20 protein-coding genes and 1 tRNA gene are annotated in these 22,510 nt (G+C 62.0%); 15 read left to right on the forward strand and 6 right to left on the reverse strand.

Annotation, left to right across the window (positions count from 1 at the left end; genetic code table 11):
- Window positions 1–43 precede the first annotated feature (43 nt).
- The 4 genes from AB7813_RS30085 (at window position 44) to AB7813_RS30100 (ending at window position 5,983) form a co-directional block, all read left to right on the forward strand.
- A complete protein-coding gene (locus AB7813_RS30085; RefSeq protein WP_184514884.1) occupies window positions 44–787 on the forward strand; it encodes a FadR/GntR family transcriptional regulator in 744 nt (247 codons plus the stop codon).
- Between the two features lie 151 nt (window positions 788–938).
- Window positions 939–2,162: an ABC transporter substrate-binding protein gene (locus AB7813_RS30090; RefSeq protein WP_439063362.1), complete on the forward strand. Its 1,224-nt coding sequence runs from the start codon at window positions 939–941 to the stop codon at window positions 2,160–2,162.
- 182 nt (window positions 2,163–2,344) lie between these two features.
- A complete protein-coding gene (locus tag AB7813_RS30095) occupies window positions 2,345–4,090 on the forward strand; it encodes a sulfatase-like hydrolase/transferase (RefSeq protein WP_439063363.1) in 1,746 nt (581 codons plus the stop codon).
- 186 nt (window positions 4,091–4,276) lie between these two features.
- Window positions 4,277–5,983: a sulfatase-like hydrolase/transferase gene (locus AB7813_RS30100; protein WP_439064601.1), complete on the forward strand. Its 1,707-nt coding sequence runs from the start codon at window positions 4,277–4,279 to the stop codon at window positions 5,981–5,983.
- 65 nt (window positions 5,984–6,048) lie between these two features.
- On the opposite strand, the gene AB7813_RS30105 is transcribed toward AB7813_RS30100, so the two are convergent.
- Window positions 6,049–7,608, reverse strand: coding sequence for an ABC transporter permease/substrate-binding protein (locus tag AB7813_RS30105; protein WP_439063364.1), 1,560 nt, complete (start codon window positions 7,606–7,608; stop codon window positions 6,049–6,051).
- Complete coding sequence (locus AB7813_RS30110) at window positions 7,605–8,414, reverse strand: ATP-binding cassette domain-containing protein (RefSeq protein WP_439063365.1); 810 nt, start codon at window positions 8,412–8,414, stop codon at window positions 7,605–7,607. The genes AB7813_RS30105 and AB7813_RS30110 overlap by 4 nt, the downstream gene beginning before the upstream one ends.
- A gap of 137 nt (window positions 8,415–8,551) precedes the next feature.
- On the opposite strand from AB7813_RS30110, the gene AB7813_RS30115 reads away from it, so the two are divergent.
- Both AB7813_RS30115 and AB7813_RS30120 read left to right on the forward strand, forming a co-directional pair.
- The gene (locus AB7813_RS30115; protein WP_439064602.1) at window positions 8,552–9,358 is read left to right on the forward strand and encodes an ABC transporter ATP-binding protein; all 807 of its coding nucleotides are present in this window, start codon (window positions 8,552–8,554) and stop codon (window positions 9,356–9,358) included.
- Window positions 9,355–10,143 (forward strand): ABC transporter permease, encoded by a 789-nt coding sequence (locus AB7813_RS30120; protein WP_439063366.1) that lies wholly within the window; start codon window positions 9,355–9,357, stop codon window positions 10,141–10,143. Before AB7813_RS30115 ends, AB7813_RS30120 begins: the two co-directional genes overlap by 4 nt.
- A 44-nt stretch (window positions 10,144–10,187) precedes the next feature.
- Here AB7813_RS30120 and AB7813_RS30125 read toward each other — a convergent pair whose 3' ends face one another.
- Entirely contained in the window at window positions 10,188–10,649 is a 462-nt protein-coding gene (locus AB7813_RS30125; protein WP_068738428.1) for a cupin domain-containing protein, read from the reverse strand.
- Between the two features lie 130 nt (window positions 10,650–10,779).
- On the opposite strand from AB7813_RS30125, the gene AB7813_RS30130 reads away from it, so the two are divergent.
- The 3 genes from AB7813_RS30130 to AB7813_RS30140 all read left to right on the forward strand — a co-directional run bounded on the left by AB7813_RS30130 (window position 10,780) and on the right by AB7813_RS30140 (window position 13,593).
- Complete coding sequence (locus AB7813_RS30130; RefSeq protein ID WP_439063367.1) at window positions 10,780–11,835, forward strand: ABC transporter substrate-binding protein; 1,056 nt, start codon at window positions 10,780–10,782, stop codon at window positions 11,833–11,835.
- A gap of 9 nt (window positions 11,836–11,844) precedes the next feature.
- On the forward strand, window positions 11,845–12,552 hold the full coding sequence (locus AB7813_RS30135; protein WP_439063368.1) for an NUDIX hydrolase: 708 nt from the start codon (window positions 11,845–11,847) through the stop codon (window positions 12,550–12,552).
- Window positions 12,553–12,618: 66 nt separating this feature from the next.
- Window positions 12,619–13,593 carry a polyphosphate kinase 2 family protein gene (locus AB7813_RS30140; RefSeq protein ID WP_309946510.1) on the forward strand — a complete coding sequence of 325 codons (975 nt, stop codon included), beginning with the start codon at window positions 12,619–12,621 and terminating at the stop codon, window positions 13,591–13,593.
- A 151-nt stretch (window positions 13,594–13,744) separates the two neighbouring features.
- Here the strand turns inward: AB7813_RS30140 and AB7813_RS30145 are convergent, their stop codons facing one another.
- Window positions 13,745–14,638 (reverse strand): dihydrodipicolinate synthase family protein, encoded by an 894-nt coding sequence (locus tag AB7813_RS30145; protein ID WP_439063369.1) that lies wholly within the window; start codon window positions 14,636–14,638, stop codon window positions 13,745–13,747.
- Between the two features lie 499 nt (window positions 14,639–15,137).
- Here AB7813_RS30145 and AB7813_RS30150 point away from each other — a divergent pair, with 499 nt between their 5' ends.
- The 6 genes from AB7813_RS30150 to AB7813_RS30175 all read left to right on the forward strand — a co-directional run bounded on the left by AB7813_RS30150 (window position 15,138) and on the right by AB7813_RS30175 (window position 21,143).
- Complete coding sequence (locus AB7813_RS30150) at window positions 15,138–16,718, forward strand: 2-isopropylmalate synthase (protein ID WP_439063370.1); 1,581 nt, start codon at window positions 15,138–15,140, stop codon at window positions 16,716–16,718.
- 340 nt (window positions 16,719–17,058) lie between these two features.
- Complete coding sequence (locus AB7813_RS30155; protein WP_231077537.1) at window positions 17,059–18,060, forward strand: TRAP transporter substrate-binding protein; 1,002 nt, start codon at window positions 17,059–17,061, stop codon at window positions 18,058–18,060.
- A gap of 144 nt (window positions 18,061–18,204) precedes the next feature.
- Window positions 18,205–18,780, forward strand: a complete 576-nt coding sequence (locus AB7813_RS30160; RefSeq protein WP_068738416.1) for a TRAP transporter small permease — start codon at window positions 18,205–18,207, stop codon at window positions 18,778–18,780.
- Window positions 18,777–20,102: a TRAP transporter large permease gene (locus AB7813_RS30165; protein WP_175366840.1), complete on the forward strand. Its 1,326-nt coding sequence runs from the start codon at window positions 18,777–18,779 to the stop codon at window positions 20,100–20,102. Before AB7813_RS30160 ends, AB7813_RS30165 begins: the two co-directional genes overlap by 4 nt.
- A gap of 138 nt (window positions 20,103–20,240) precedes the next feature.
- Window positions 20,241–20,894 (forward strand): Spy/CpxP family protein refolding chaperone, encoded by a 654-nt coding sequence (locus AB7813_RS30170; protein ID WP_439089082.1) that lies wholly within the window; start codon window positions 20,241–20,243, stop codon window positions 20,892–20,894.
- Window positions 20,895–21,067: 173 nt separating this feature from the next.
- Window positions 21,068–21,143: transfer RNA gene (locus AB7813_RS30175), tRNA-Lys, on the forward strand.
- 39 nt (window positions 21,144–21,182) lie between these two features.
- Here the strand turns inward: AB7813_RS30175 and AB7813_RS30180 are convergent.
- Entirely contained in the window at window positions 21,183–22,223 is a 1,041-nt protein-coding gene (locus AB7813_RS30180) for a hypothetical protein (RefSeq protein ID WP_441228903.1), read from the reverse strand.
- Window positions 22,224–22,236: 13 nt separating this feature from the next.
- Window positions 22,237–22,500: a hypothetical protein gene (locus AB7813_RS30185; protein ID WP_120290438.1), complete on the reverse strand. Its 264-nt coding sequence runs from the start codon at window positions 22,498–22,500 to the stop codon at window positions 22,237–22,239.
- Between the last annotated feature and the right edge of the window lie 10 nt (window positions 22,501–22,510).

Consider the following 22,510-nt stretch of genomic DNA (forward strand, 5'->3'; position numbering starts at 1 on the left):
TAAAATTGGCTAGCTGGTACTACCAGATTGGTAGGGTCAGTCCATGCTCGCTGCGGTCAGCACTGATACGTCCGACGCCGTTCGGAAAACGCTCCAATTCGTTCGGCACCACCGGCTGTCGAAGGGCGACCGGCTGCCGTCCGAGCGGGACCTGTCTGAGCGGTTCGGGGTGACGCGCAGTTCGGTTCGCGAGGCACTGGCGGTGCTCGATGCCATGCGCATCACCGAGCGGAAGCCCAAATCCGGCATCTATCTGCGCAATACGCTGGAGGACAGCGGCCTCGATGCACTGGTGCTGCAGGCCGATCTGGGTGTCACGTTCGATGCGCAGGTGACGCGCGATGCTATCGAGGCGCGGATCATCTGCGAGGAGCAGGCGTTCCGGCTCGCTTGCCAGCGCCGCACCGATGCCGATCTCTCAAAGCTGCACGGACTGCTGGACACCTATGCGGCGCTGGCCGCCAACGGCCGCAACATGGCCGACGAAGACGTTGAGTTTCATCTTGCCGTGGCTGCCGCGAGCCAGAACCGCATTCTCGTGCGCACGATTACGCCTTTGATGCTGATGAGCACGCGCGGGCGTCGCCGTTATTTCGAGTCGGCGGCGCTACGCCAGCGCTCGCTCGACGATCACCGCGCATTCGTCGCCGCCATAGCAGCGCGTGACGAAGTCGCTGTCACCGCGCTCGTCCATAGCCATGTGCAGATCGCTGCCGCCGACATTCAGGCGCTGGCTGATCAGGCCGCGACCGACCTCGATCATTCCGACACCGACCGCAAGGACTGAGGTTCACGAACAACACACGCACCTGACGAGCCGCTCGACAATCCCGACCAACGGGAAGGCTCGGATCGAATACGGCAACGGCCGTAGCGGCACCACCGCACGCACTGGAAACGCAAAAGAAGGACGTATGATGCGTATGAAGACAACTGCCATGACTGCAACTTCGATGGCCGCTTGGGCGGTCGCCGTCGCGATGGTCGCAAGCCCGGCGCTGGCGCAGAAGAAGTATGGCCCCGGCGCCAGCGATACCGAAATCAAGATCGGCAACACCGTGCCCTATAGCGGCCCGGCGTCTGCTTACGGCATTCTCGGGAAGTCCTATGCCGCCTATTTCAAGAAGATCAATGACGAGGGCGGCATCAACGGCCGCAAGATCGTCTTCATCTCCTATGACGACGCCTATTCGCCGCCGAAGACCGTGGAGCAGACCCGCAAGCTGGTCGAGAGCGACGAGGTGATGGCGATCGTCGGCAATGTCGGCACCGCCGCGAATGCCGCGATCCAGAAATACGTCAATGCCAAGAAGACGCCGCAACTGTTTCTCGCGACCGGCGCCACCCGCTGGAACGATCCGAAGCAGTTTCCATGGACCATGGGCTGGCTGCCGAGCTACCACGCCGAAGCTGCGGCCTATGCGAAGTATCTTCTGAAGGAGAAGCCGGATGCCAAGATCGGCGTGCTCTATCAGAACGACGATTTCGGCAAGGACTATCTGAAGGGACTGAAGGAAGGTTTCGGCGACAAGGCGGCGTCAAGGATCGTGGCTGAAGCGAGCTACGAGGTTTCCGAGCCGACCATCGACTCGCAGATCGTCAAGCTGAAGGCCGCCGGCGTCGATACGCTGTTCTCCTTTGCTGTCGGAAAATTCGCCGCACAGTCGATCAAGAAAGTCGCCGAGCTCGGCTGGAAGCCGCTGCACATCGTGCCGAATGCGAGTTCGTCGGTGGGCAGCGTGATCCGTCCGGCAGGCTTCGAGAATGCGCAGGACGTTTTGTCCGCGACCTTCGCCAAGGATCCGACCGATCCGCAGTGGAAGGACGATCCGGGCATGCAGAAGTTCTACGCCTATGTCGAGAAGTACATTCCGGAAGGCAAGCCGATGGAGAGCACCGTGCTGTCCGGCTACAGCATCGCCCAGACCATGGTCGAGGCGCTGAAGCAGTGCGGCGACGATCTCACCCATGAGAACCTGATGAAGCAGGCCGCCAACCTGAAGAACGTGCAGCTCGACGGACTGCTGCCGGGCGTGACCGTCAATACCAGCCTGACCGACTTCTCGCCCATCGACCAGTTCCAGATGATGAGCTTCAAGGGCGAGCGCTGGCAGCGCTTCGGCGAGATCATCAAGGGCGAGACGCCGACCGCAGTGCGGTAGAGGCGAGGGATGACGACGGCAGGCGGCGCCCGGACCGGCACCGCCTGCGTCGAAAGGTTCATTGTCCGTTCATGACGCCTGTATTACGATTTTGTGACATTCCGCAGGGTCCGGTCGCGGTGTGAGCCGGCTGGCCGTTGCCAGACAAGGTAGTTTTCTTGCCGGGTGTTCGCAGGCAAGTCATGCTGCCGTCGCCGATCTCAGTCTCCCCGGCGCAAGCCGGCCGCCGCTTCAGGGAGCGAATGGCGGCGGCCTGGCAGTATGTTCGGCACTGGCCGCTGCGCACGGCGCTGATCGCTGCGATCCATACGCTCGCGATCTATGTTCTCGCCTCGGTCGAATACGGCCCGTTCGCCACCACGCTGGCGCTGTTCACCTGGGGTTTGCTGAATTTCCTGTTCCTCGCGCTGTTCAAGCGGCCCGGCGTCAGCGCGGTGCTGTCGCTGCTGCTGGTCACGGCGCTGATCGTGCTGTCGCAGTTCAAATTCGGCATCACGCAGCTCACGCTGACCTTTCTCGATTTCCTGATCATCGATCGTGATACGATCTCCTTCCTGCATTCGATCTTCCCGCAGCTGCGGACCTGGCTGCTGATCGCCGCCGCCGTCGCGCTGCCGATCCTTTGGCTGATCTGGCGCGCCGATCCGTTCCGACTGCGCCGCCGCACGGCTCTGGCCTGCGCGGGCGTCTGCATGGTCGGAATCGTCGGTCTGTCGGCAGCCAATCCCGAAAAGCCATGGGAGCCGTTCCAGGGCGTCAATCACATTTCCAATCTGGCGCGTTCGGGCGTGGTTTCGGTCTCGCATCTGACCGCGACCGGCTGGATCGAGGCGGATTCCAAGAGCCTCGTCAGCTCCGCGCAGGCGTCGCCGATGACCACCTGCGAGCCGGGCGTGAAGCGGCCGAATATCGTGATGGTGCTCGACGAGTCGTCCTTCGACGTGTCCGCGGCCCCCGGCATCAAGGTGCCGGCGGGCTATCATGATTACTTCAAGTCTGCCGATGGCCAGCAGCGCGCGCTGATCACCGAGTCCAGCGGCGGGCCGACGTGGTACACCGAGTTCAATATCTTCACCGGACTGTCTGCGCGCTCTTTCGGTGCGCTGAAATTCTATGTGACGCGTATCGCTGCCGGAAAGATCTCGCGCGGCCTGCCGCAGGCGCTGCAGCGCTGCGGCTACAAGACCTTCTCGCTGTATCCGACCTACGGAAATTTCCTCAGCGCGCGCAGCTTCCAAGAGGGCGCAGGCATCGACGGCTTCATCGACATGGCGGCGATGGGTGTCAGCGAAGACATGCAGCCCGACAGGTTCTATTTCGATCAGGCCAGGGACCTCATCGCGCGCGAGAGCAAGACCGACCAGCCGGTCTTCGTGCTGGTCTATCTCACCGCCAATCACTTCCCGTGGACCACGACCTATCGCGACGACCTGACGCCGGCCGGCTGGCAGGCGCCGGGCAATACGGCGGAGGTGGATGAGTATATCCGCCGTCAGGCGATGACGGCTGCGGACTACAAGGCCTTCGTCGCGCAGCTGCAGAAGGATCATCCGGCCGAGCCGTTCCTTCTGGTGCGGTTCGGCGATCACCAGCCGGCAATCGCGCAGAAACTGCTGGAGCCTGATCTGGCCCAGCCGAGGCGCGCCGACCGGATCATGACGCATGATGTCAGATACTATACGACCTATTACGCCATCGACGCGCTGAACTACCGGCCCGAACTGTCATCGGCGCTGCCGGTGCTGGATGCTGCCTATCTGCCGTTGATGGTGCAAGAAGCCGCGCGGGTGCCGCTCGATCCATCCTTTGTCGAGCAGAAGAAGATCATGCTTCGCTGCAAGGGCGTGTTCTATGGCTGCAAGGGCGGCGATGAAGCCAGCCGTTTCAATCGCTGGCTGATCGATGCGGGGCTGATCAAGGATCTCTGACCCGGCCGGCTGCAGCAGTGAGGGCAGTCTGCTGGTTCCGTCGATCCCGTTCGGGCCAAGGTCATTGCCCGTTCATGACGATTACATTACAAATTAATGACATATCGCAGTTTCCGGCTGCGACATGCGCCCTCTGGCCGTCGCCAGCCCAGGCCCGAGGCCTCGCCGGTGGTGTTGCGTGCCGCCATGGCGCCTCCGCTCAATCCAGTACCCAGCGTCTCGTCAACTGCTGTGGCCGCGCCGACCAGCGTGTGGCGGCTGTTGGCCGTGGCTGCGTCGCATTTCGGCGCGCTGCTGGTGATGGTCCAGACCGAGACCGATCTGGTGGGTCGGATCGGCTTCGTGCTGGCCTGGGCCATCCTCAACTTCTTCTGGATCGCGCTCTTGCGCCGCCCCGCGCTGTCGGGGGCGCTGTCGCTGACCCTGGTCGTCATCCTCGTGCTGCTGTCGCGGCTGAAGCACGACGTGGTGCAGATGACCGCGAACTTCGTCGACCTGATGGTGATCGACCGCGATACCGCAGCCTTCCTGTTCACGATCTTTCCGAACCTGCGCTGGTCCGCCATCGGCGCTGCCGTGGTGGTGCTGCCGCTGATGTATGCGCTGTGGTGGCTCGATCCGTTCCGCATTCGACGGCTGCCGGCGCTCGCCGCGCTGACGGCTTGCCTCGCCGCATTGACGGGATATGCGTTGGCCTGGCCGGATGAAGCCTGGCGCGGCTATTACGATGACGGCTATCTGTCGAAATTCGCGCGCTCCGGCGTTACCGCGGTGTCGGACTTCAGCAGCTACGGTTTCATGGAGTCCGACGCGGTCATCACCGAGCGGCTGAAGTTGCCGCTGGAGGATTCCTGCCATCCGGCGGGACGTCGTCCGCACATCATCATGGTGCATGACGAGTCGTCCTTCGACATCCGTCAGGCCGCCGGCGTGAAGACGCCGAAAGGCTATGGCAGCCACTTCAATTCATGGGATGGCAAGGCACGCAAATTTCTCGCCGAGAGCAATGGCGGGCCGAGCTGGTTCACCGAATACAACGTATTGGCCGGACTCTCGTCGCGCTCGTTCGGGCCGTTCTCCTATTTCGTCACGCGGATCGCTTCGGGCCGCGTCGAGCGCGGATTGCCACTGGCGCTGCGCCGCTGTGGCTACAGCACTATCTCGCTCTATCCGGCCTTCGGCGCCTTCATGAGCGCGCGCAGCTTCCAGACCACCACCGGCGTCGAGCGCTTCTATGACGCCAAGGATCTTGGTGCCAAGGGCGTCGAGCCCGACAGCTTCTTCTACGATTCAGCGGCGCGCCTGATGGCCGAGCAGCCGCCGACCAATCCGCTGTTCATGTTCGTCTATCTCGCCGCCAATCACTTTCCGTGGGAGACCAAATTTCGCCCAGACATGACGCCGGGCTGGCGTGCGCCCGGCAATGTGCCGGTGGTTGATGAATATCTGCGCCGGCAAGCGATGAGCGTCGATCATTATAGCGCGTTCGTCGCGAAGCTGAAGAAGCAGTTTCCAGCGCAGCCGTTCCTGATCGTACGCTATGGCGATCATCAGCCGGAATTCGCGCCGGGCATTCTCGATCCCAACATGGATGAAGCGGGCCTCGGCAAGAAGCTGCAGAGCTACGACCCGCGCTACTACGCGACCTACTACGCCATCGACGCGATCAATTTCGAACCGGTGAAGAGCGCGACGGTGATGGACACGATCGACGGGCCGTATCTGCCGCTGGTCATTCAGGAGGCCGCGGGCATTCCGCTGGACCCGTCCTTCGAGGAGCAAAAGAAGATCATGCTTCGCTGCAAGGGTATGTTCTATGCCTGCAAGGACGGCGCGGAAGCGCGGCGGTTCAATCGGCTGCTGATCGACGCGGGGATGATCAAGAATTTGTAGTCGCTCTTTCTTCTCCTCTCCCCCGCGAAGCGAAGCTTCGCAAAGGGGAGAGGGGAAGAGAAGTGTCACTTCTTCCCGATCTTTTCCCACATCCACCGGGCCACACTCTCCGGCGAACTCGTCGCATCATTGCCTGCCGCGCGCAGGTTTGCCTCGCGCATAAGCGGCAGATCGATCTTGCCGAGCAGTGGCTCCAATGCGCTGCGCAGCTTCTCGTCACCCGCGTGCTTCGGCGCCAGCAGCATGATCGCGTCATAGGGCGGGATCGCATGTTTGGGATCGTCCAGCACCACGAGATCGTATTTCGCGATCAGCCCGTCGCTGGTGTAGCCGGCGATGACATCGACCTCGCCGGAGGCGACGGCGGCATACATGAAATCGGGCTGCATGGTGCGCTGGGCCTTGAACGACAGGCCATAGGCTGCCTTCAGCCCCGACCATTCCGGCCGCGAGAAGAATTCGTAGTCGCCGGCGATGGTCATATTACTGCTCAGCGCCGCGAGATCGGCTGCGGTCTTGATCCCCAGCATCTCCGCCTTCGTACGCGGCATCACCAGCGCATAGGCATTGGCGAAACCGAGTTCGCCGAACAGCGTGATGCCTTGTTTGGCCAGCGTCGTCTTCAGCTCGGTCAGCAACTGTTCGCGCGGCAGGATCTCGCTGCGGTGAAACTGGTTGGCCCACAGCGTGCCGGAATAATCGATGTAGACATCGATATCGCCGGAGGCCAGCGCATCGTAGATCACGCTGGAGCCGAGACCCTGCCGCGTCGTGGCGGGCAGGCTGGCCGCCTGCAGGCGCTGCGACATCAGCGCGGCCAGCACATATTGTTCGGTGAAAGTCTTGGCGCCGACCACGATGCGTGTGCCGGAGCGGGCGAATGACGGCGCGAGTGTGACGAGCACCAGCGCAGCGATACCGAGCACGCCGATGGCAGTGCGGATGCGGCTGCGCCGGCGGATGCCGGTCTCGATCAGCGCCAGCAATTGATCGACGGCCAGCGCGAGGATTGCAGCGGCGACGCAGCCGAAGATCACCAGCACCCAGTTCTGCGTCTGCAATCCTGCAAAAATGTAGTTGCCGAGACTGGTCTGGCCGATCGGCGTGGACAGCGTCGCGGTGCCGATGACCCACACCGCCGAGGTGCGGATGCCGGCCATGATGACTGGCAATGCCAGCGGCAATTCGACCATGGTCAGCGATTGCCGCGGTGTCATGCCGACGCCTTGCGCGGCTTCGGTGAGCGCGGGATCGACGCCGTTCAATCCCGTGATGGTGTTACGCAATACCGGCAGCATCGAATACAGCGCCAGCGCCAGCACGGCCGGCAGGAAGCCGAAGGCCGAGAAGCTGACGCCGAGATATTGCAGCGACAGCGCCGCAAGCGCGAGCAATAGGGGATAGAACAAAGCCAGCAGTGCCAGGCCCGGCACTGTCTGCACGATGCTGGCCGCACCGAGCAGCGCGCTGCGCATCACGGGCCGGTGCCGCGCGATGATGGCCAGCGGCAGGCTGATGACGAGGCCGAGCGCCAGCGCGGCGAGGCTGACGCGCACGTGGCTGCCGAGATAGTCCGGCAGATGCCCGAGCGCGTCGCTCCAGCGCGGATCGGTGAACAGGCTCATGTCGCGCCGCCTTGGGGCGCCGCGCCATCCTTCGGCAGCAGCATCTGAAGTCGTTTCGCCTGCCGGCGCGGCGTACCCAGCAACTCGCCGACATAGGGATCGGTGCTTTCGGACAAATCAGTGGGCGTGCCCTCCGCGAGCAGTTTGCCGGACTGCATCACCGCGATCCGGTCCGCGAGCAGGATCGCCTCCGTCATGTCATGGGTGATCATGATGGTGGTGAGGCCGAGGCTGCAATGTAGCGCGCGGTAGTCGTCGCCAAGCGCATCGCGGGTCAGCGGATCGAGCGCGCCGAACGGTTCATCCATCAGCACGATGCGCGGCTTCGCAGCCAGCGCCCGCGCGACACCGACGCGCTGGCGCTGACCGCCGGAGAGTTCGTGCGGGAAGCGGTCGCGATGCTGCTTGCGGTCAAGGCGCACGAGATCGAGCAATTCATCGACGCGATCCGCGATGTCCCTGGCGGGAGTGCCCAGCAGTCTGGGCGTGATGCCGATATTGTCGGCTATGCTCATATGCGGAAACAACCCGCCGCTCTGGAACACGTAGCCGATGCGCCGGCGCAGTTCGATGGGATCGACCTGCGCGACGTCCTCGCCGGCGATGGTGATGTGTCCCGTGTCCGGTGCGATCAGCCGGTTGGCCAGCCGCATCAGCGTGGTCTTGCCAGAGCCGGAGCCGCCGACGACCGCGAGGAACTCGCCCTCGGCAACATCGAGCGAGACGTTGTCGACGGCTTTGATGGCACCGCCGTCGAAGCTCTTGCTGACATGCTGAAAGGCGATCAGGGGGGCAGCGGAGGTCATGTCCCGGACTATCACAGCCGTGGCAACCCACCAAGCTCGGCCCAGACGTTGAATTGTCTGCCCTGCAGCGCTAAGCCAGTCCCGGAACAAAAACACTCTGGGGGACGCGCGTGCAGGCAGGTGAGGCCGCGGCATCGATGGCGGTGGCGCTTGATGACGCGACGGTGGCGTTCGGTATTGCCGACAACCGCGTCTATACGGCGGTAGAGAAGGCGACGCTCCGGGTCGCGGATGGCGAGTTCGTTGCCATCGTCGGGCCGACCGGCTGTGGCAAATCTACACTGCTCAATGTCGCTGCCGGTCTGCTGGCGCCAGCCTCCGGTGCTGTCCGGATTTTCGGTCAGCCGCTGGGCGGACTGAACGCACAGGCGGGCTACCTGTTTCAGGCCGATGCGCTGTTTCCCTGGAAGACCGCCCTCGACAATGTCGCCATCGGACTGGAGATCGCGGGCATAGCACGCGACGCGGCGTTGGCGCGGGCGCAGGAGTGGTTGACCTCGGTCGGTCTCGGTGCGTTTTCGGGGCGCTATCCGCATATGCTGTCGGGCGGCCAGCGCAAGCGCGTCGGTCTTGCGCAGGTGCTGATCCGCAATCCGAAAATCCTGCTGATGGATGAGCCGTTCGGGCCGCTTGACGCGCAGACCCGGCAGGTGATGGGCAACCTGTTGCTGGATCTGTGGAGCAGGGATCGCAAGGCGGTGCTGTTCGTCACCCACGATCTCGAAGAGGCGATCGCGCTGGCGGACCGCGTCGTCATCATGTCGGCGGGGCCTGGTTCGCGCATCATCGGCGACTGGAAAGTGCCGTTGCCGCGGCCGCGCGATATTTTCGAAGTGCGGCTCGACAAGGAGTTTCACGCGCTTCATCGCGAGATCTGGAGCGTACTGAAGGACGAAGTGATGAAGGGCTACGCGCAGTCCGCTGGTATGGGAGCCGCGTCATGACGCGTCCCGTGCTGCTGCTGTGTCAGGTGCTCGTCGCCGTGGTCGTCATCGGGCTGTGGCACCTGCTCACCACCGTGCCGGTGTTCGGCCGCATCCTGCTGCCGCCGTTTTTCTTCTCCAACCCCTGGGATGTCGGCAGCCAGATCTATAGCTGGTTCGCTAGCGGCATTATCTGGAAGCATCTCGGCATCACACTGCTGGAATCCGTGCTGGCCTTTGTGATCGGCTCGACGCTGGGCGTGCTGATCGGCTTCTGGTTTGCGCGCCAGCCGCGTCTCGCAGCGATCTTCGATCCTTATGTGAAGATGGCCAATGCGCTGCCGCGCGTGGTGCTGGCGCCGATCTTCGCGCTGTGGCTCGGGCTCGGCATCTGGTCAAAAGTCGCGCTCGGCGTCACGCTGGTGTTCTTCATCGTATTCTTCAACGTCTATCAGGGCGTCAAGGAAGTCTCGCCCACGGTGCTCGCCAATGGCCGCATGCTGGGCATGAGCGAGCGGCAGTTGATGCGCCATGTGTTCTGGCCGTCGGCGCTGTCATGGATGTTCTCGTCGCTGCATACCGCAGTGGGCTTTGCCGTCGTCGGCGCCGTGGTCGGCGAATATCTCGGCTCCGCGGCGGGGCTTGGCTATGTCATCCAGCAGGCGGAGGGTACGTTCGATGTGGCCGGCGTGTTCGCGGGCATGTTTGTGCTATCGGCCTTTGTGATCGCCATCGATATTCTCGTGACGATGGTCGAGAAGCGCTTGCTGGTGTGGAAGCCGGTGGCGAGCGACGGGCGGAGCTGAGACGATTCCCCCGCCCCGCAAGCGGGGCGAGGTTAGCCCGTGGCTTACGGCAGCGGCTTGGTGTCGTCCGGCGCCTGTGGCGGGGTCTTGATGGCGATGGCGCGGAACGGCTTGCCGTCCGGCTTGGTGCCGCCATGGGGCGTACCCTTCGGGATGATGATGAGGTCGCCGGCCTTGACCTGAACTTCCTTGTCGCCGAGCCAGACGGTGCCGGTGCCTTCGAGGATGTACTGGATCTCGTTGGTGTTGGGATGCATGTGCTTTACCACATTGCCGTCCTGCACCGAGATGGTGGCGCCATCGGCCTGCATGAACATCTTGGAGCGGAAGCCGGTGGGCGAGGCCGGGCCGAGTGCGTCGCCGACGAGTTCGGGGACGTGGATGACCTGGGCGGTGATGTTTTCCGCAGCCTGTGCCGGCGTGATGCCCTCGGGCACGAGATGCGTGATGAGACAACCGGCGGCGAAGGCTGCGGTGATCGAGAGTGTCGCAGTGATGCGCTTCATGAACGTTCCCCCTGGATGACAATGATTTGCCGCGCGGATGCTATGTCGCGGAATGTGCGTTGACCAGTGCCGGCTTTCCAACCGGCGGAGGCTCCTCTATCCTCCGCGCCTGATAGCAGCGGAGGAAATAATGACAACAAACATAAAAACCGGCTTGAGCCGTTTATTCCCCACACGTCTTTTCCTTGCGAGCCTTTTGTCGCTGTTTCTCGTTCATCCCGCTGCAGCGCAAACCAAAGTGACCATCGCCATCGGCGGCGGGGCGTGCCTGTGCTATCTGCCGACCGTGCTGGCCAAGCAGCTCGGCGAATACGAGAAGGCGGGTCTCGCGGTCGAACTGGTCGATCTCAAGGGCGGCTCCGATGCACTGAAGGCGGTGCTCGGCGGCAGCGCCGATGTGGTCTCCGGCTATTTCGATCATTGCGTCAATCTCGCCGCCAAGAAGCAGGAGCTGCAATCCTTCGTCGTCTACGACCGCTATCCCGGTCTCGTGCTGGTGGTGTCGCCGAAGCACACCGGCAAGATCACGTCGATCAAGGATCTCGCCGGCAAGAAAGTCGGCGTCAGCGCGCCGGGCTCGTCGACAGACTTCTTCCTGAAGTATCAGCTCAAGAAAAACGGTCTCGATCCGGCTGGCACCGCCGTGATCGGCGTGGGCCTCGGCGCGACCGCGGTGGCGGCGATGGAGCAGGGGCAGATCGAAGCCGCCGTCATGCTCGACCCTGCCGTCACCGTGCTGCAAGGCAGCCACAAAGACCTCACGATTCTCAGCGATACCCGGACGCAGAAGGACACGCTGGCGGTGTTCTCCGGCGAATATCCCGGTGGCGCGCTGTATTCGACGACCGCATGGGTCAAGGGACACGAGAAGGAAGTGCAGGGGCTGACCAACGCGATCATGAACACGCTGAAGTGGATCCACAGTCATACGCCGGAAAAGATCATGGCGAAGATGCCGGAAGGTATCGTCGGCAAGGACAAGGAGCTCTATCTCGCGGCGCTCAAAAACACGCTCCCGATGTATTCGGAGACGGGGCTGATGGATCCGAAGGGCGCGGCTGCCGTGCTCGCCGTGTTCAGCGAGGGCTCGCCCGAGGTGGCCAAGGCCAATATCGATGTCAGCAAGACCTACACGAATAAATATGTCGAGCAGTTCGCCAAGACGACGGGGACGAATGCGAAGTAGGTTCTGCGCATGATGACGCCGGTCATTCACCGCGTCACGCAACTCGACCTCACACGCAGCGATTGGCAGTGGCCATTCGCGCGTGAGCGGCGTGAGGAGATCGACGCTCACTTCGCAAGCAAGCGCGCCGAGAAGCCGCAACTGTTCAATGGGCGCGTGTTGCTGGCGCGCAATGCGCAGTTCACTGGCAACCAATTTAGCGCGGACTATTTCGAGACCGATTTTGCGAGCTTTCTGGCGTGGCGGGATTGGCGCTGTCCCGATCCGGATGTGTTCAACGGATTTGGCATGGGTGCGCTGCGTGCCAGCGACGGCGCCTTCGTGCTCGGCGAGATGGGGCAGCATACATCCAATGCCGGACGCATCTATTTTGCGGCGGGCACGCCTGATCTGGACGACCTGCGCGGCGACGTCGTCGATATCGCGGGCAGTGTGACCCGTGAAGTCGAGGAAGAGCTCGGTCTGACGGAAGCCGATTACCGGGCCGACGCTGGTTGGTCCTGCGTCGTGACGGATTTCTCGGTGGCGATGATGCGTCTTCTGGATGCGGATCAGCCGGGTGAGACGCTGCGCAGCACCATCGAAGCCAATCTTGCCGGTCAGGCGTCGCCTGAGCTGAGCGGAATTCGTCTGGTGCGCAGCGAAGCTGACTTCACCCCGACGATGCCGCTGTTTGTGACAGCGTTTATGACAGCGCAGCTGATGCCAGCGACGTGATCTGCTGGTATTGCCGGGATCGGCACGCTACGCTTGCAATCCCCGTGTCCCGGAGTTGCCGATCTCATGTCTGCCAAGCCAGTTGTGTCCGCGTTGAAGTCCTATATCGAGCCGTATCGGGTCGACGGTTCGAAAGCTTTCCACCTCAAGGCGCATGACACCAATGGCAGCGGCGGGCTGCACAAGGAAACCGGCAAGAAGATCATCGAGGCCAACCGCCGCCGGCTGCAGGAGCTGCAGGAGAAGCTCTATGCGCAGGATCGCTGGTCGCTGCTGCTGATCTTCCAGGGCATGGACGCCGCCGGCAAGGACAGCGCCATCGAGAGCGTGTTCGACGGCATCAATCCGCAGGGCTGCGAGGTGCATTCGTTCAAGACGCCGTCGTCGAACGAGCTCGATCATGATTTCATGTGGCGTCACACCATCGCGCTGCCACAGCGCGGCCGCATCGGCATCTTCAATCGCTCTTACTACGAGGAATGTCTCGTGGTGCGCGTGCATCCGGAGATTCTAGCCAAGCAGAAGATCCCGGCGGAGCTGGTGACAAAAGATATCTGGCGCGAGCGCTTCGAGGACATCACCGCCTTCGAAAAGTATCTGGCGCGCAACGGCACCGTGGTGCTGAAGTTCTTTCTCAACGTCTCCAAGGAAGAGCAGCGCGAGCGCTTCCTCGATCGTCTCGAGCAGCCGGCCAAGAACTGGAAGTTCTCATCGGCCGATATCGCCGAGCGCGCGTTGTGGGACAAGTATCAGGAGGCCTATGAGGACCTGATCAAGCATACGTCCTGCGAGGAAGCGCCATGGCATGTGGTGCCGGCGGATCGCAAATGGTTCTCGCGTGTAGTGATCGGCTCGGCCATCGTCAACGCGCTGGAGAAACTGGACCTGCACTTTCCGACCGTGGACGGCGAGGCGAAGAAGGACTTTACGCTGATCCGCGAGGCGCTGGAGAAGGAAGGGCCGCCGCGGGAAGGCAAGCCTGTGGTGAAGAAGGTCGCGAAGAAGAAGGTGGCCAAGAAGAAGGTGGCGAAGAAAACGTGATATTTTCTGGCTGTCATCCCCGCGAAGGCGGGGATCCATACACGCCGAAGAGGCCGTTCGTACGTTGTCGTTGCGACTTTGCCGTTTTGATTAGTTCGACCGTGGCTATGGGTCCCCGCCTTCGCGGGGACGACAGCTACGGCGGGCTAGTTTAACTCAACTTCAATTCCTTCAACACCGCGGCGACCTTGTCCTGCGCCGCGTCATTCAATGGCAGCACCGGGCGCGGTGGCTTCGCATCCGTCAGCCCCATCTGCTCCGCAGCCGCATACATCACGCGCAGGCTGGAAAACTGCTTGAACAGATCCCACAGCGGCTGCATCGCGCCGTTGAGGCGGCGCGCTTCGTCGGCATTGCCGGCCTGCGCTGCGCGGGTGATGGCCAGACAACTCTTTGGAAACAGGCCCGCCGCCACGCAATACCAGGCATCGCCGCCGGCCAGCAGCGTCTCCATCGAATTCCAGTCACCGGCATAGCCGACGGAGAAGCCTGATGGCACAGCGGCACGCATTTGCTTCAGGTGATCCGCGGCGAGGCTGGCTTCGGGCGAGGTGCCCTTGACGGCGACGACGCCGGGAATACGTGCGATGCGGCCGACCAGGTCGGGCGTGAACTTGAAATGCGTGGTGGCGAAATTGTCGTAGATGACGATCGGCAGTTTGCTCTCGCCGGCAACCACTTTGAAGTGCTCGAACACCTCGTCCTCGGTGAGCGGCGTGTAGGACACCGGCGCGAGCAGGCCGGCGGCTGCGCCGGCCGCCTTGGCGTCGCGGGCGAGTTCGATCGTCTCGTCGGTACGCAGTGCGCCGATGCCGACCAGCACGGGGACACGGCCGTTCACCTCCGCAATGGCGGCTTCAGTGGCACGCCGACGCTCGTCACGGCTGAGAAACGGATACGATCCGGTGCTGCCCAGGAGCCCGATGGAATCGACCTTGGCGGTCGCCAGCGGCGCCACCAGCCGCCGTAGCGCGGGCGTATCGACCCTGCCATTCGTATTCATCGGCGTGATCGGGAAAGCGGATAATCCCCTAGCGAAAGTCATCGTCCTGTCCTCGCAATTGCCGTTCGGTCTTAGGGCAAAAGGATGGCTGCGAAAACGTCCAGTTGGCGATGTTCTGGCTAGGCCAGTCGGCCACGCGCCCGAGCTTCTCCCAGGAGGATTTAGGTCAGTCTTCCTGACCCTCTTAGCCGTTGCAGGGCCCCGCATTTGTCGTCTAGAACGACCTTAGGCCTCGTCGGCAACGAACCATCAAGGGTTTTCCTTGAAACTGGTTTTGGCCGAGGATCTGGGCCTGAAGGTGTGGCAATGCTGATTCGCAGCGACATGGTTGGAGTTTCCGGGGGAGTGGCTGTTGCCGCTGGTCCCGACGCGATTCCGGCTGCGCTGCGCTCGAACCTCCTTCTTGGCGGGCTGCTTCTGCTTATCTGCCCCTGAGCGCCGTCTGGGCCGTTTGGCCTGGGTACTCAGGGGATCATGACATTCAGAACCATCAGCTCCCTCTGGCGCCCAGACAGATGCGCCCCGACCTAAGGAATATCTCATGACTTCGACCACCCCGTCCGTTCAGGACAAGTCCGACAAGGACCGCGTCATCATTTTCGACACCACCTTGCGCGACGGCGAGCAGTGTCCCGGCGCCACCATGACCTTCGAGGAAAAGCTGGAGATCGCCGCGATGCTCGACACCATGGGTGTCGACGTCATTGAGGCCGGCTTCCCGATCGCTTCCGACGGCGACTTCGAAGCCGTCAACGAGATTGCCAAGCGCACCAAGAATGCCGTGGTCTGCGGCCTGTCCCGCGCCGGCCAGAAGGACATCGACCGCTGCGCCGAGGCGATCCGTCCCGCCAAGCGCGGCCGCATCCATTCCTTCCTGTCCACCTCGCCGGTGCACATGAAGTACAAGCTGCAGATGGAGCCGGATGCCGTCCATGATCTGGTGATCTCGTCGGTGACCCGTGCCCGCAACCATACCGATGACGTCGAATGGTCGTCGGAAGACGGCACCCGCACCGAATTCGATTTCCTGTGCCGCTGCGTCGAGTCGGCGATCAAGGCCGGCGCGACCACCATCAATATCCCCGACACCGTCGGCTATTCGGTGCCCGAGGAATATTACGACCTGTTCAAGCGCGTGCGCGAGAACGTGCCGAATTCCGACAAGGCGATCTTCTCGGTTCACTGCCACAATGACCTCGGCATGGCCGTCGCCAATTCGATGGCCGGCATCCGCGGCGGCGCGCGGCAGGTCGAATGCACCATCAATGGCATCGGCGAGCGTGCCGGCAATGCTGCGCTGGAAGAGATCGTGATGGCGATGAAGGTGCGCAATGACAAATTGCCGTACTGGAACAACATCGACACCACGATGCTGATGCGCGCGTCGAAGGAAGTCTCGGCTGCGACCTCGTTTCCGGTGCAGTACAACAAGGCGATCGTCGGCCGTAACGCCTTCGCGCATGAGAGCGGCATCCATCAGGACGGCATGTTGAAGAACGCGCAGACCTACGAGATCATGCTGCCGGAGACGGTGGGCGTGAAGCAGACCTCGCTGGTGATGGGCAAGCATTCCGGCCGCCATGCCTTCATCCACAAGCTGGAGGAGATGGGCTATAAGCTGGGTCAGAACCAGCTGGAAGACGCCTTCGTGCGCTTCAAGGCCCTGGCCGATCGCAAGAAGGACATCTACGACGAGGATCTGGAAGCGCTGGTCGATCAGGAAATGACTGCCGCCCACGACCGCATCAAGCTGGTGTCGCTGACGGTGATCGCTGGCACCCACGGTCCGCAGCGCGCGACGATGAAGCTGAACATCGACGGCGTGGTGAAGATCGAGGAGGCCGAGGGCAATGGCCCGGTCGATGCGGTGTTCAACTGCATCAAGGCGCTGGTGCCGCACGAGGCCAAGCTGGAACTGTATCAGGTCCATGCCGTCACCGAAGGCACCGACGCGCAGGCGGAAGTGTCGGTGCGTCTGGCCCATGAAGGCCGCTCCATGACCTCGCGCGCCGCCGATCCGGATACGCTGGTCGCTTCGGCCAAGGCCTATCTCGGCGGGCTGAACAAGATCGTCATGAAGCGCGCGCGCGACATGCCGGCAGCGGTTGCTGCCGCGAGCTGATCTGGGATAACCTCTCCCCGCTCTGCGCGGGGAGAGGTCGCGCGCTCTTACGCGCGGGTGAGGGGCGGTTCGTTGTCCTCTCATCCCTCACTTACTGACGGGTCGCACCCGCACGATTCCCCACGCTGTTAGGCCATTGCCTCGCCCCTCACCCCGCCCCTCTCCCCGTGCAGAACGGGGAGAGGGAGCAGGCGCTCCGCGTTTTGCGGTGCAGCATCGATTTCATGTTGCACCCCTGCGAACGGGCAATGGTGTTTGCGCATTGATCTCTATATTGCTGCAACTGGCATACAAGCGGGAGCCGCTCAATGAGCTCCCACGTCATTACGGGGAGAAACACATGCGCAAATTGATTTTCGCAGCAGCATCGGTTGCCGCGCTTGCATTGATAGGACCGGCCGCCGCGCAGGCGCCTATCATCATCAAATTCAGCCATGTCGTCGCGCCGAACACGCCGAAGGGCCTCGCTGCGGAGAAGTTCAAGGAACTCGCCGAGAAATACACCGACGGCAAGGTCAAGGTCGAAGTCTATCCGAACTCGCAGCTCTACAAGGACAAGGAAGAGCTGGAAGCCTTGCAGCTCGGCGCGGTGCAAATGCTGGCGCCGTCGAACTCGAAGTTCGGGCCGATCGGCGTCAAGGAGTTCGAGGTTTTCGATCTTCCCTACATCCTTCCGGACCTCGCCACCCTGCGCAAGGTGACTGACGGCCCGCTCGGCGCGAAACTGCTCAAGCTGCTGGATTCCAAAGGCATGACCGGCCTTGCCTATTGGGACAACGGCTTCAAGCAGATGACCGCGAACAAGAAGTTGCTCACTCCCGCGGACTACAAAGGTATGAAGTTCCGCATCCAGTCGTCAAAGGTGCTGGAAGCTCAATTCCGCACGCTTGGCGCGATTCCGCAGGTGATGGCGTTCTCGGAAGTGTACCAGGCGCTGCAGACGGGCGTGGTCGATGGTCAGGAGAATACGCCGTCGAACATCTACACCCAGAAAATGCATGAGGTGCAGAAGTACACCACGCTGACCAACCACGGTTACATCGGTTACGTGGTGGTGGTGAACAAGAAATTCTGGGATGGCATTCCGGCGGATACTCGCGGCCTTCTGGAAAAGGCCATGAAGGAAGCCACCGCCTATGGCAACGGCCAGTCGGCGAAGGAAAACGACGACGCACTCGCCGAGATGAAGAAGAGCGGCAAGACCGAATTTGTTACACTGACGCCGGAGCAAGATGCCGGCATGCGCAAGGCGGTGGAGTCGGTTTATACCGATGTAGCAGGCCGGGTAGGCAAGCCACTGATCGACGAATTTCTCAAGGAAACGCGCGGCGCCACCAACTAGGATTGACGATGTGAGCTTCCGCGCCCTCGGGTGCGGAAGCCACTGACGCCCCGGGGGCCGCAGTTGCCTGACTGCGGAATGGGGTTAGCGCAAGGTCACGCCGCGATCAGATCAATTGCCGGTTGACCCGCACTGGGGGACTAAATGTTTCTTCGCATCCTCGATCGGCTTGAGGAACTGCTGATCATGACATTGATCGCGGCCGCGACCGTGATCATTTTCATTGCAGTGGCACATCGCTACCTCGTCGGCATCCCGTTCTTCTATCCGTTTTTGTTCCCGATCCACCTGTCGTGGGCGCAGGAGCTGTGCATCTTGATGTTTGTGTGGATGGCGAAGTTCGGCGCCGCCTACGGCGTGCGGACCGGCATCCATGTCGGCGTCGATGTGCTGGTGAACCAACTCGACCCGCCCTGGCGCAAGACGGTGGTGATGTTCGGTCTGCTCTGCGGCGCGCTCTTCACCTTTGTGGTCGGGAGCATGGGCGCGAAATTCGTCTACGGGCTGATGTACACCGATCAGGTGACGCCCGATCTCGAACTGCCGAGCTGGATCATCTATCTCTGTGTTCCGCTCGGCTCCTATCTGATGTGCTTCCGCTTCCTGCAGGTTGCTCGCAAGTTCTGGCGCACCGGCGAACTCCCACATCATGACGAGACCGACGTGGAGGGGATCGATCCCGAAGCCGCCGCCGCCAGCGCCGCGAGGATCATCCGATGATCGCTGCCATTATTTTCGGACTGCTTGTTGTGCTGATGCTGACGGGCATGCCGATCTCGATCGCGCTCGGTCTCACGGTGCTGACGTTCCTGTTTTTCATGACCAACGTGCCGATCGAATCCGTCGCGCTGAAGCTGTTTACCGGCATCGAGAAGTTCGAGATCATGGCGATCCCGTTCTTCATCCTCGCCGGAAACTTCCTTACGCATGGCGGCGTCGCGCGGCGAATGATCGAATTCGCGCGGACGATGATCGGCCATTGGGCCGGCGGACTGGGCATTGCAGCCACGATGGCCGCCGCGCTGTTTTCAGCGGTGTCGGGGTCTTCGCCGGCGACTGTGGTGGCGATCGGCTCGATCATGCTGCCGGCCATGCTTTCGGTCGGCTACCCGAAGCGCTTTGCTGCCGGCATCATCGTTACCGGCGGCGCGCTCGGCAACCTGATTCCGCCTTCGATCATCATGGTGATCTACGCAGTATCGACCAGCGGTGCGGTTTACTTCGGTCCCGCCGGCGAGAAAGTCTCTTCCGCCTCGGTCGGACAATTGTTCATGGCCGGAATGATACCGGGTGTGATCCTGGCCGTCATGCTCTCCGCCACGACCTGGTATCGCGCGTGGAAGAACAACTATCCGCGCATACCCAAGGCAACCTGGGCCGAGAGCTGGCACGCCTTTCGGGAATCAGCTTGGGGCATTTCGCTGATCGTTATCGTGCTGGGAGGCATCTATCTCGGCTGGTTCACGCCGACGGAAGCCGCCGCCATGAGCGCCGTCTACGCCTTCCTGATCGAGATGTTCATCTACAAGGACATGAAGTGGAAGGACGTGCCCAAGGTTCTTCTGATCTCGGCCAGCATGAGCGCGATGATCCTCTACATCGTCACCAACGCGGTGCTGTTCTCGTTCCTGATGACCAGCGAGCAGATCCCGCAGGCGATGTCGAACTGGATCACGAACAGCGGCATCAACTGGATCACCTTCCTGCTGGTGGTGAACCTGCTGCTGCTGCTCGCGGGCAATGTGATGGAGCCGTCCTCGATCGTTCTGATCATGGCGCCGATCCTTTATCCGATCGCAGTCAAGCTCGGCATTCATCCGGTGCACTTCGGCATCATCATCGTGGTCAATATGGAAATCGGCATGTGTCATCCGCCGGTGGGACTCAATCTCTACGTCGCCTCCGGTATTGCGAAGATGGGGATCACCGAACTCTCCATTGCCGTGCTGCCGTGGCTGATCACGCTGCTGATCTTCCTCGGCCTCATCACCTACATTCCGGAACTCTCGCTGTGGCTGCCGCGATTGCTCGGGATGCTGTGACAAAAGAATTCTGAAGTGCGTTCCATCGTGAATGCATATTCAGAAATCGAACACATCCGGAAAACATATGGCCAAAGCGTAAGTTGAAGGTCCGGCATCGCAGGATCATCTTCGGGTAACTTTCCAAAGGAGGTTGCCATGAAGAAGATCTTGCTCGCTGGTGCCGCTGTTGCCGTGATTGCCGGTTCTACCGCGGTCTATGCCCAGCACCGTCCATGGATGCATCATCACGTCCGGATGAATCCGGAAGACCGCGCTGCGTTCGCCGATGCGCGCATCGCTGCCGTGAAGGCCGGGCTCAAGCTGACGCCGGACCAGGAGAAGATGTGGCCGGCGGTGGAGAGCGCGGTGCGCGATTTCGCCAAGCTGCGCATCGACCGCGCCAATGCGCGCATGGAAGAGCGCAAGAACCGCGACGACGACGCGAAGCGGGCCGACACGCCGGACAATCCGGTCGCCCGCCTGCAGCAGCGCGCCGGCGACATGGCCACCACGGCCGCCGCGCTGAAGAAGATCGCCGATGCCGCCGACCCGCTCTACAAGACCCTCGATGACGGGCAGAAACGGCGACTGGCGGTGCTGACCCATATGGACCGCGGCTTCGGCGGCGGGGAGGGCGGCTGGCGTCACCGCGGCCCGCGACCCGGCTTCGAGCGCGGCAGCTTCGAAGGCGAGGGATTCGGCCCTCCCGGCTTCGATCACCCGCGTTTCGGCGATGACGACGATCGCGGTCCCGGTGGCCCCGGCGGCAGATTCGACCACGACGCCGCACCGGGCGCCGAACGGCTCTGATCCGGAGCAGTTTTCCACGGTCGCAACAACGAAGAAGCCGCTGAAATCCAGCGGCTTTTTCGCATTTTCGCGATTGCGAAAAACGGTGCAATTTTTGTGACAGCGTCGCTGGACATCCCCGGATCGCTTTGCTAAACGACGCCGTCCCCACGGGGATATCCGGATCTGGATCCGGGCGCATAGCTCAGTTGGTAGAGCAGGTGACTCTTAATCACCGGGTCCTAGGTTCGAGCCCTAGTGCGCCCACCATACCAATCTCTGTCGTTCTAATCTGACAGGTGCAATTGGTCATAGGTGGTTTCGTTCCCAGCCTTCTGAGATCCCAGCCGTCGCCTCTCGTGCTTCCCGCCGTTTCCGCGCGCCGTCCCGCCGCTGTTGCAGAGATGCTTTGGCGTAAACTAGGACCATGCTGGCCGTTCGATGCCCGCTCAGCGCACGAAGCTGCGCATCGGTCAAATCGGCATTCGCGCCTTCAGTATATCCGCCGTGGCGCAGCCCCATGAATTTGACCTGCGGGTCGATCCCTGCGGCCGCGCGAATCCCCGCGACCCGATGCCGGAAATAGTCTGGTTGCCAGGGCAAATGTGTCTTTCTCAGCCGGTCTGGATGGTCACGGGTCACGATGAGATCGCCGCGGGGAAGGCTCATGTCCAAGCGAATGCTGAGCTCCGGCCAAAGATGAGTTCCGTCATTGTCGAACAAAGGTATGTCGACGAGCTCGTGCGTTTTATGATGAAAGATCCGCGCAACCTCCGGCGCATCGTGCGGCCGATAGTGATGCCAGCTTAGTCGTGCCAGGATGTCTGTTTGGCGTTGGAGCCAGAAGAAAGCGATCATCGCGGCGGTGCCGATGGAGTGGTCGCCAGTTCGGTCGGCTTCTGCGACAAACCGCAGAAGTTCTTGATAGGTGACCGGCCGCGTCGGCGCCGGTCGATAGACGATACCCATCTTCGCGAAGGGGTTATGAGGCGGCATGTCGGCCATATGGCGCCGTTGGGTGATCGACCATGCGCGCTGTGCGACCCGCATTGACAGCATCGCTGATCGGGCTCGCTTGCTGCCGTCGCTTCGCGACTTGAGACGCGCATGCATCTGATCGGCGACGGCCGGTGTGATGGAGGTTAAGCAGATAGTGCCAAATCGTCGGCCGTCTTTGAGTGGATAATTTGCAACTCGCGCCAACGCTTGACGGTAGCTTCGCTGCGTTAGCTCCGGCAGGTCATCGAACTGCGGCGAGGCGAGATAAACGGCAATCATCCAGTCGAAGCTGCCTTTGATAGTTGCGGCGTCCGAGGTCGAGGCGTTGAAAGCAGGCTTTGTATTCTGCATGCGGGCGTCTCCGTTAAAGCAAATCAATCAAGTCGCTAGCGATCGCCGGTGTGAATATCGCGTGATGCCGGTCGATTGCTGCATCCAATGCGGCGCGGTGCCACTTTGCGGTGCCGCCGGATGAAGAGCCTGGTGCCGGATAATGTCCCTCCGCGACACCGCGCAGGAACTCGTCAGTGCCCGTCTCGTCGCAATAGGCTGCGGCTGTCTCCGCCCGCATCTGCAGCGGCCACCCCGGCATCGGCCTTACAATCATGGTTCGAACCTCCAACATCATTGAGCACCAT

The sequence above is a fragment of the Tardiphaga sp. 20_F10_N6_6 genome, from assembly GCF_052076045.1.
GTDB classification, from domain to species: Bacteria; Pseudomonadota; Alphaproteobacteria; order Rhizobiales; family Xanthobacteraceae; genus Tardiphaga; species Tardiphaga robiniae.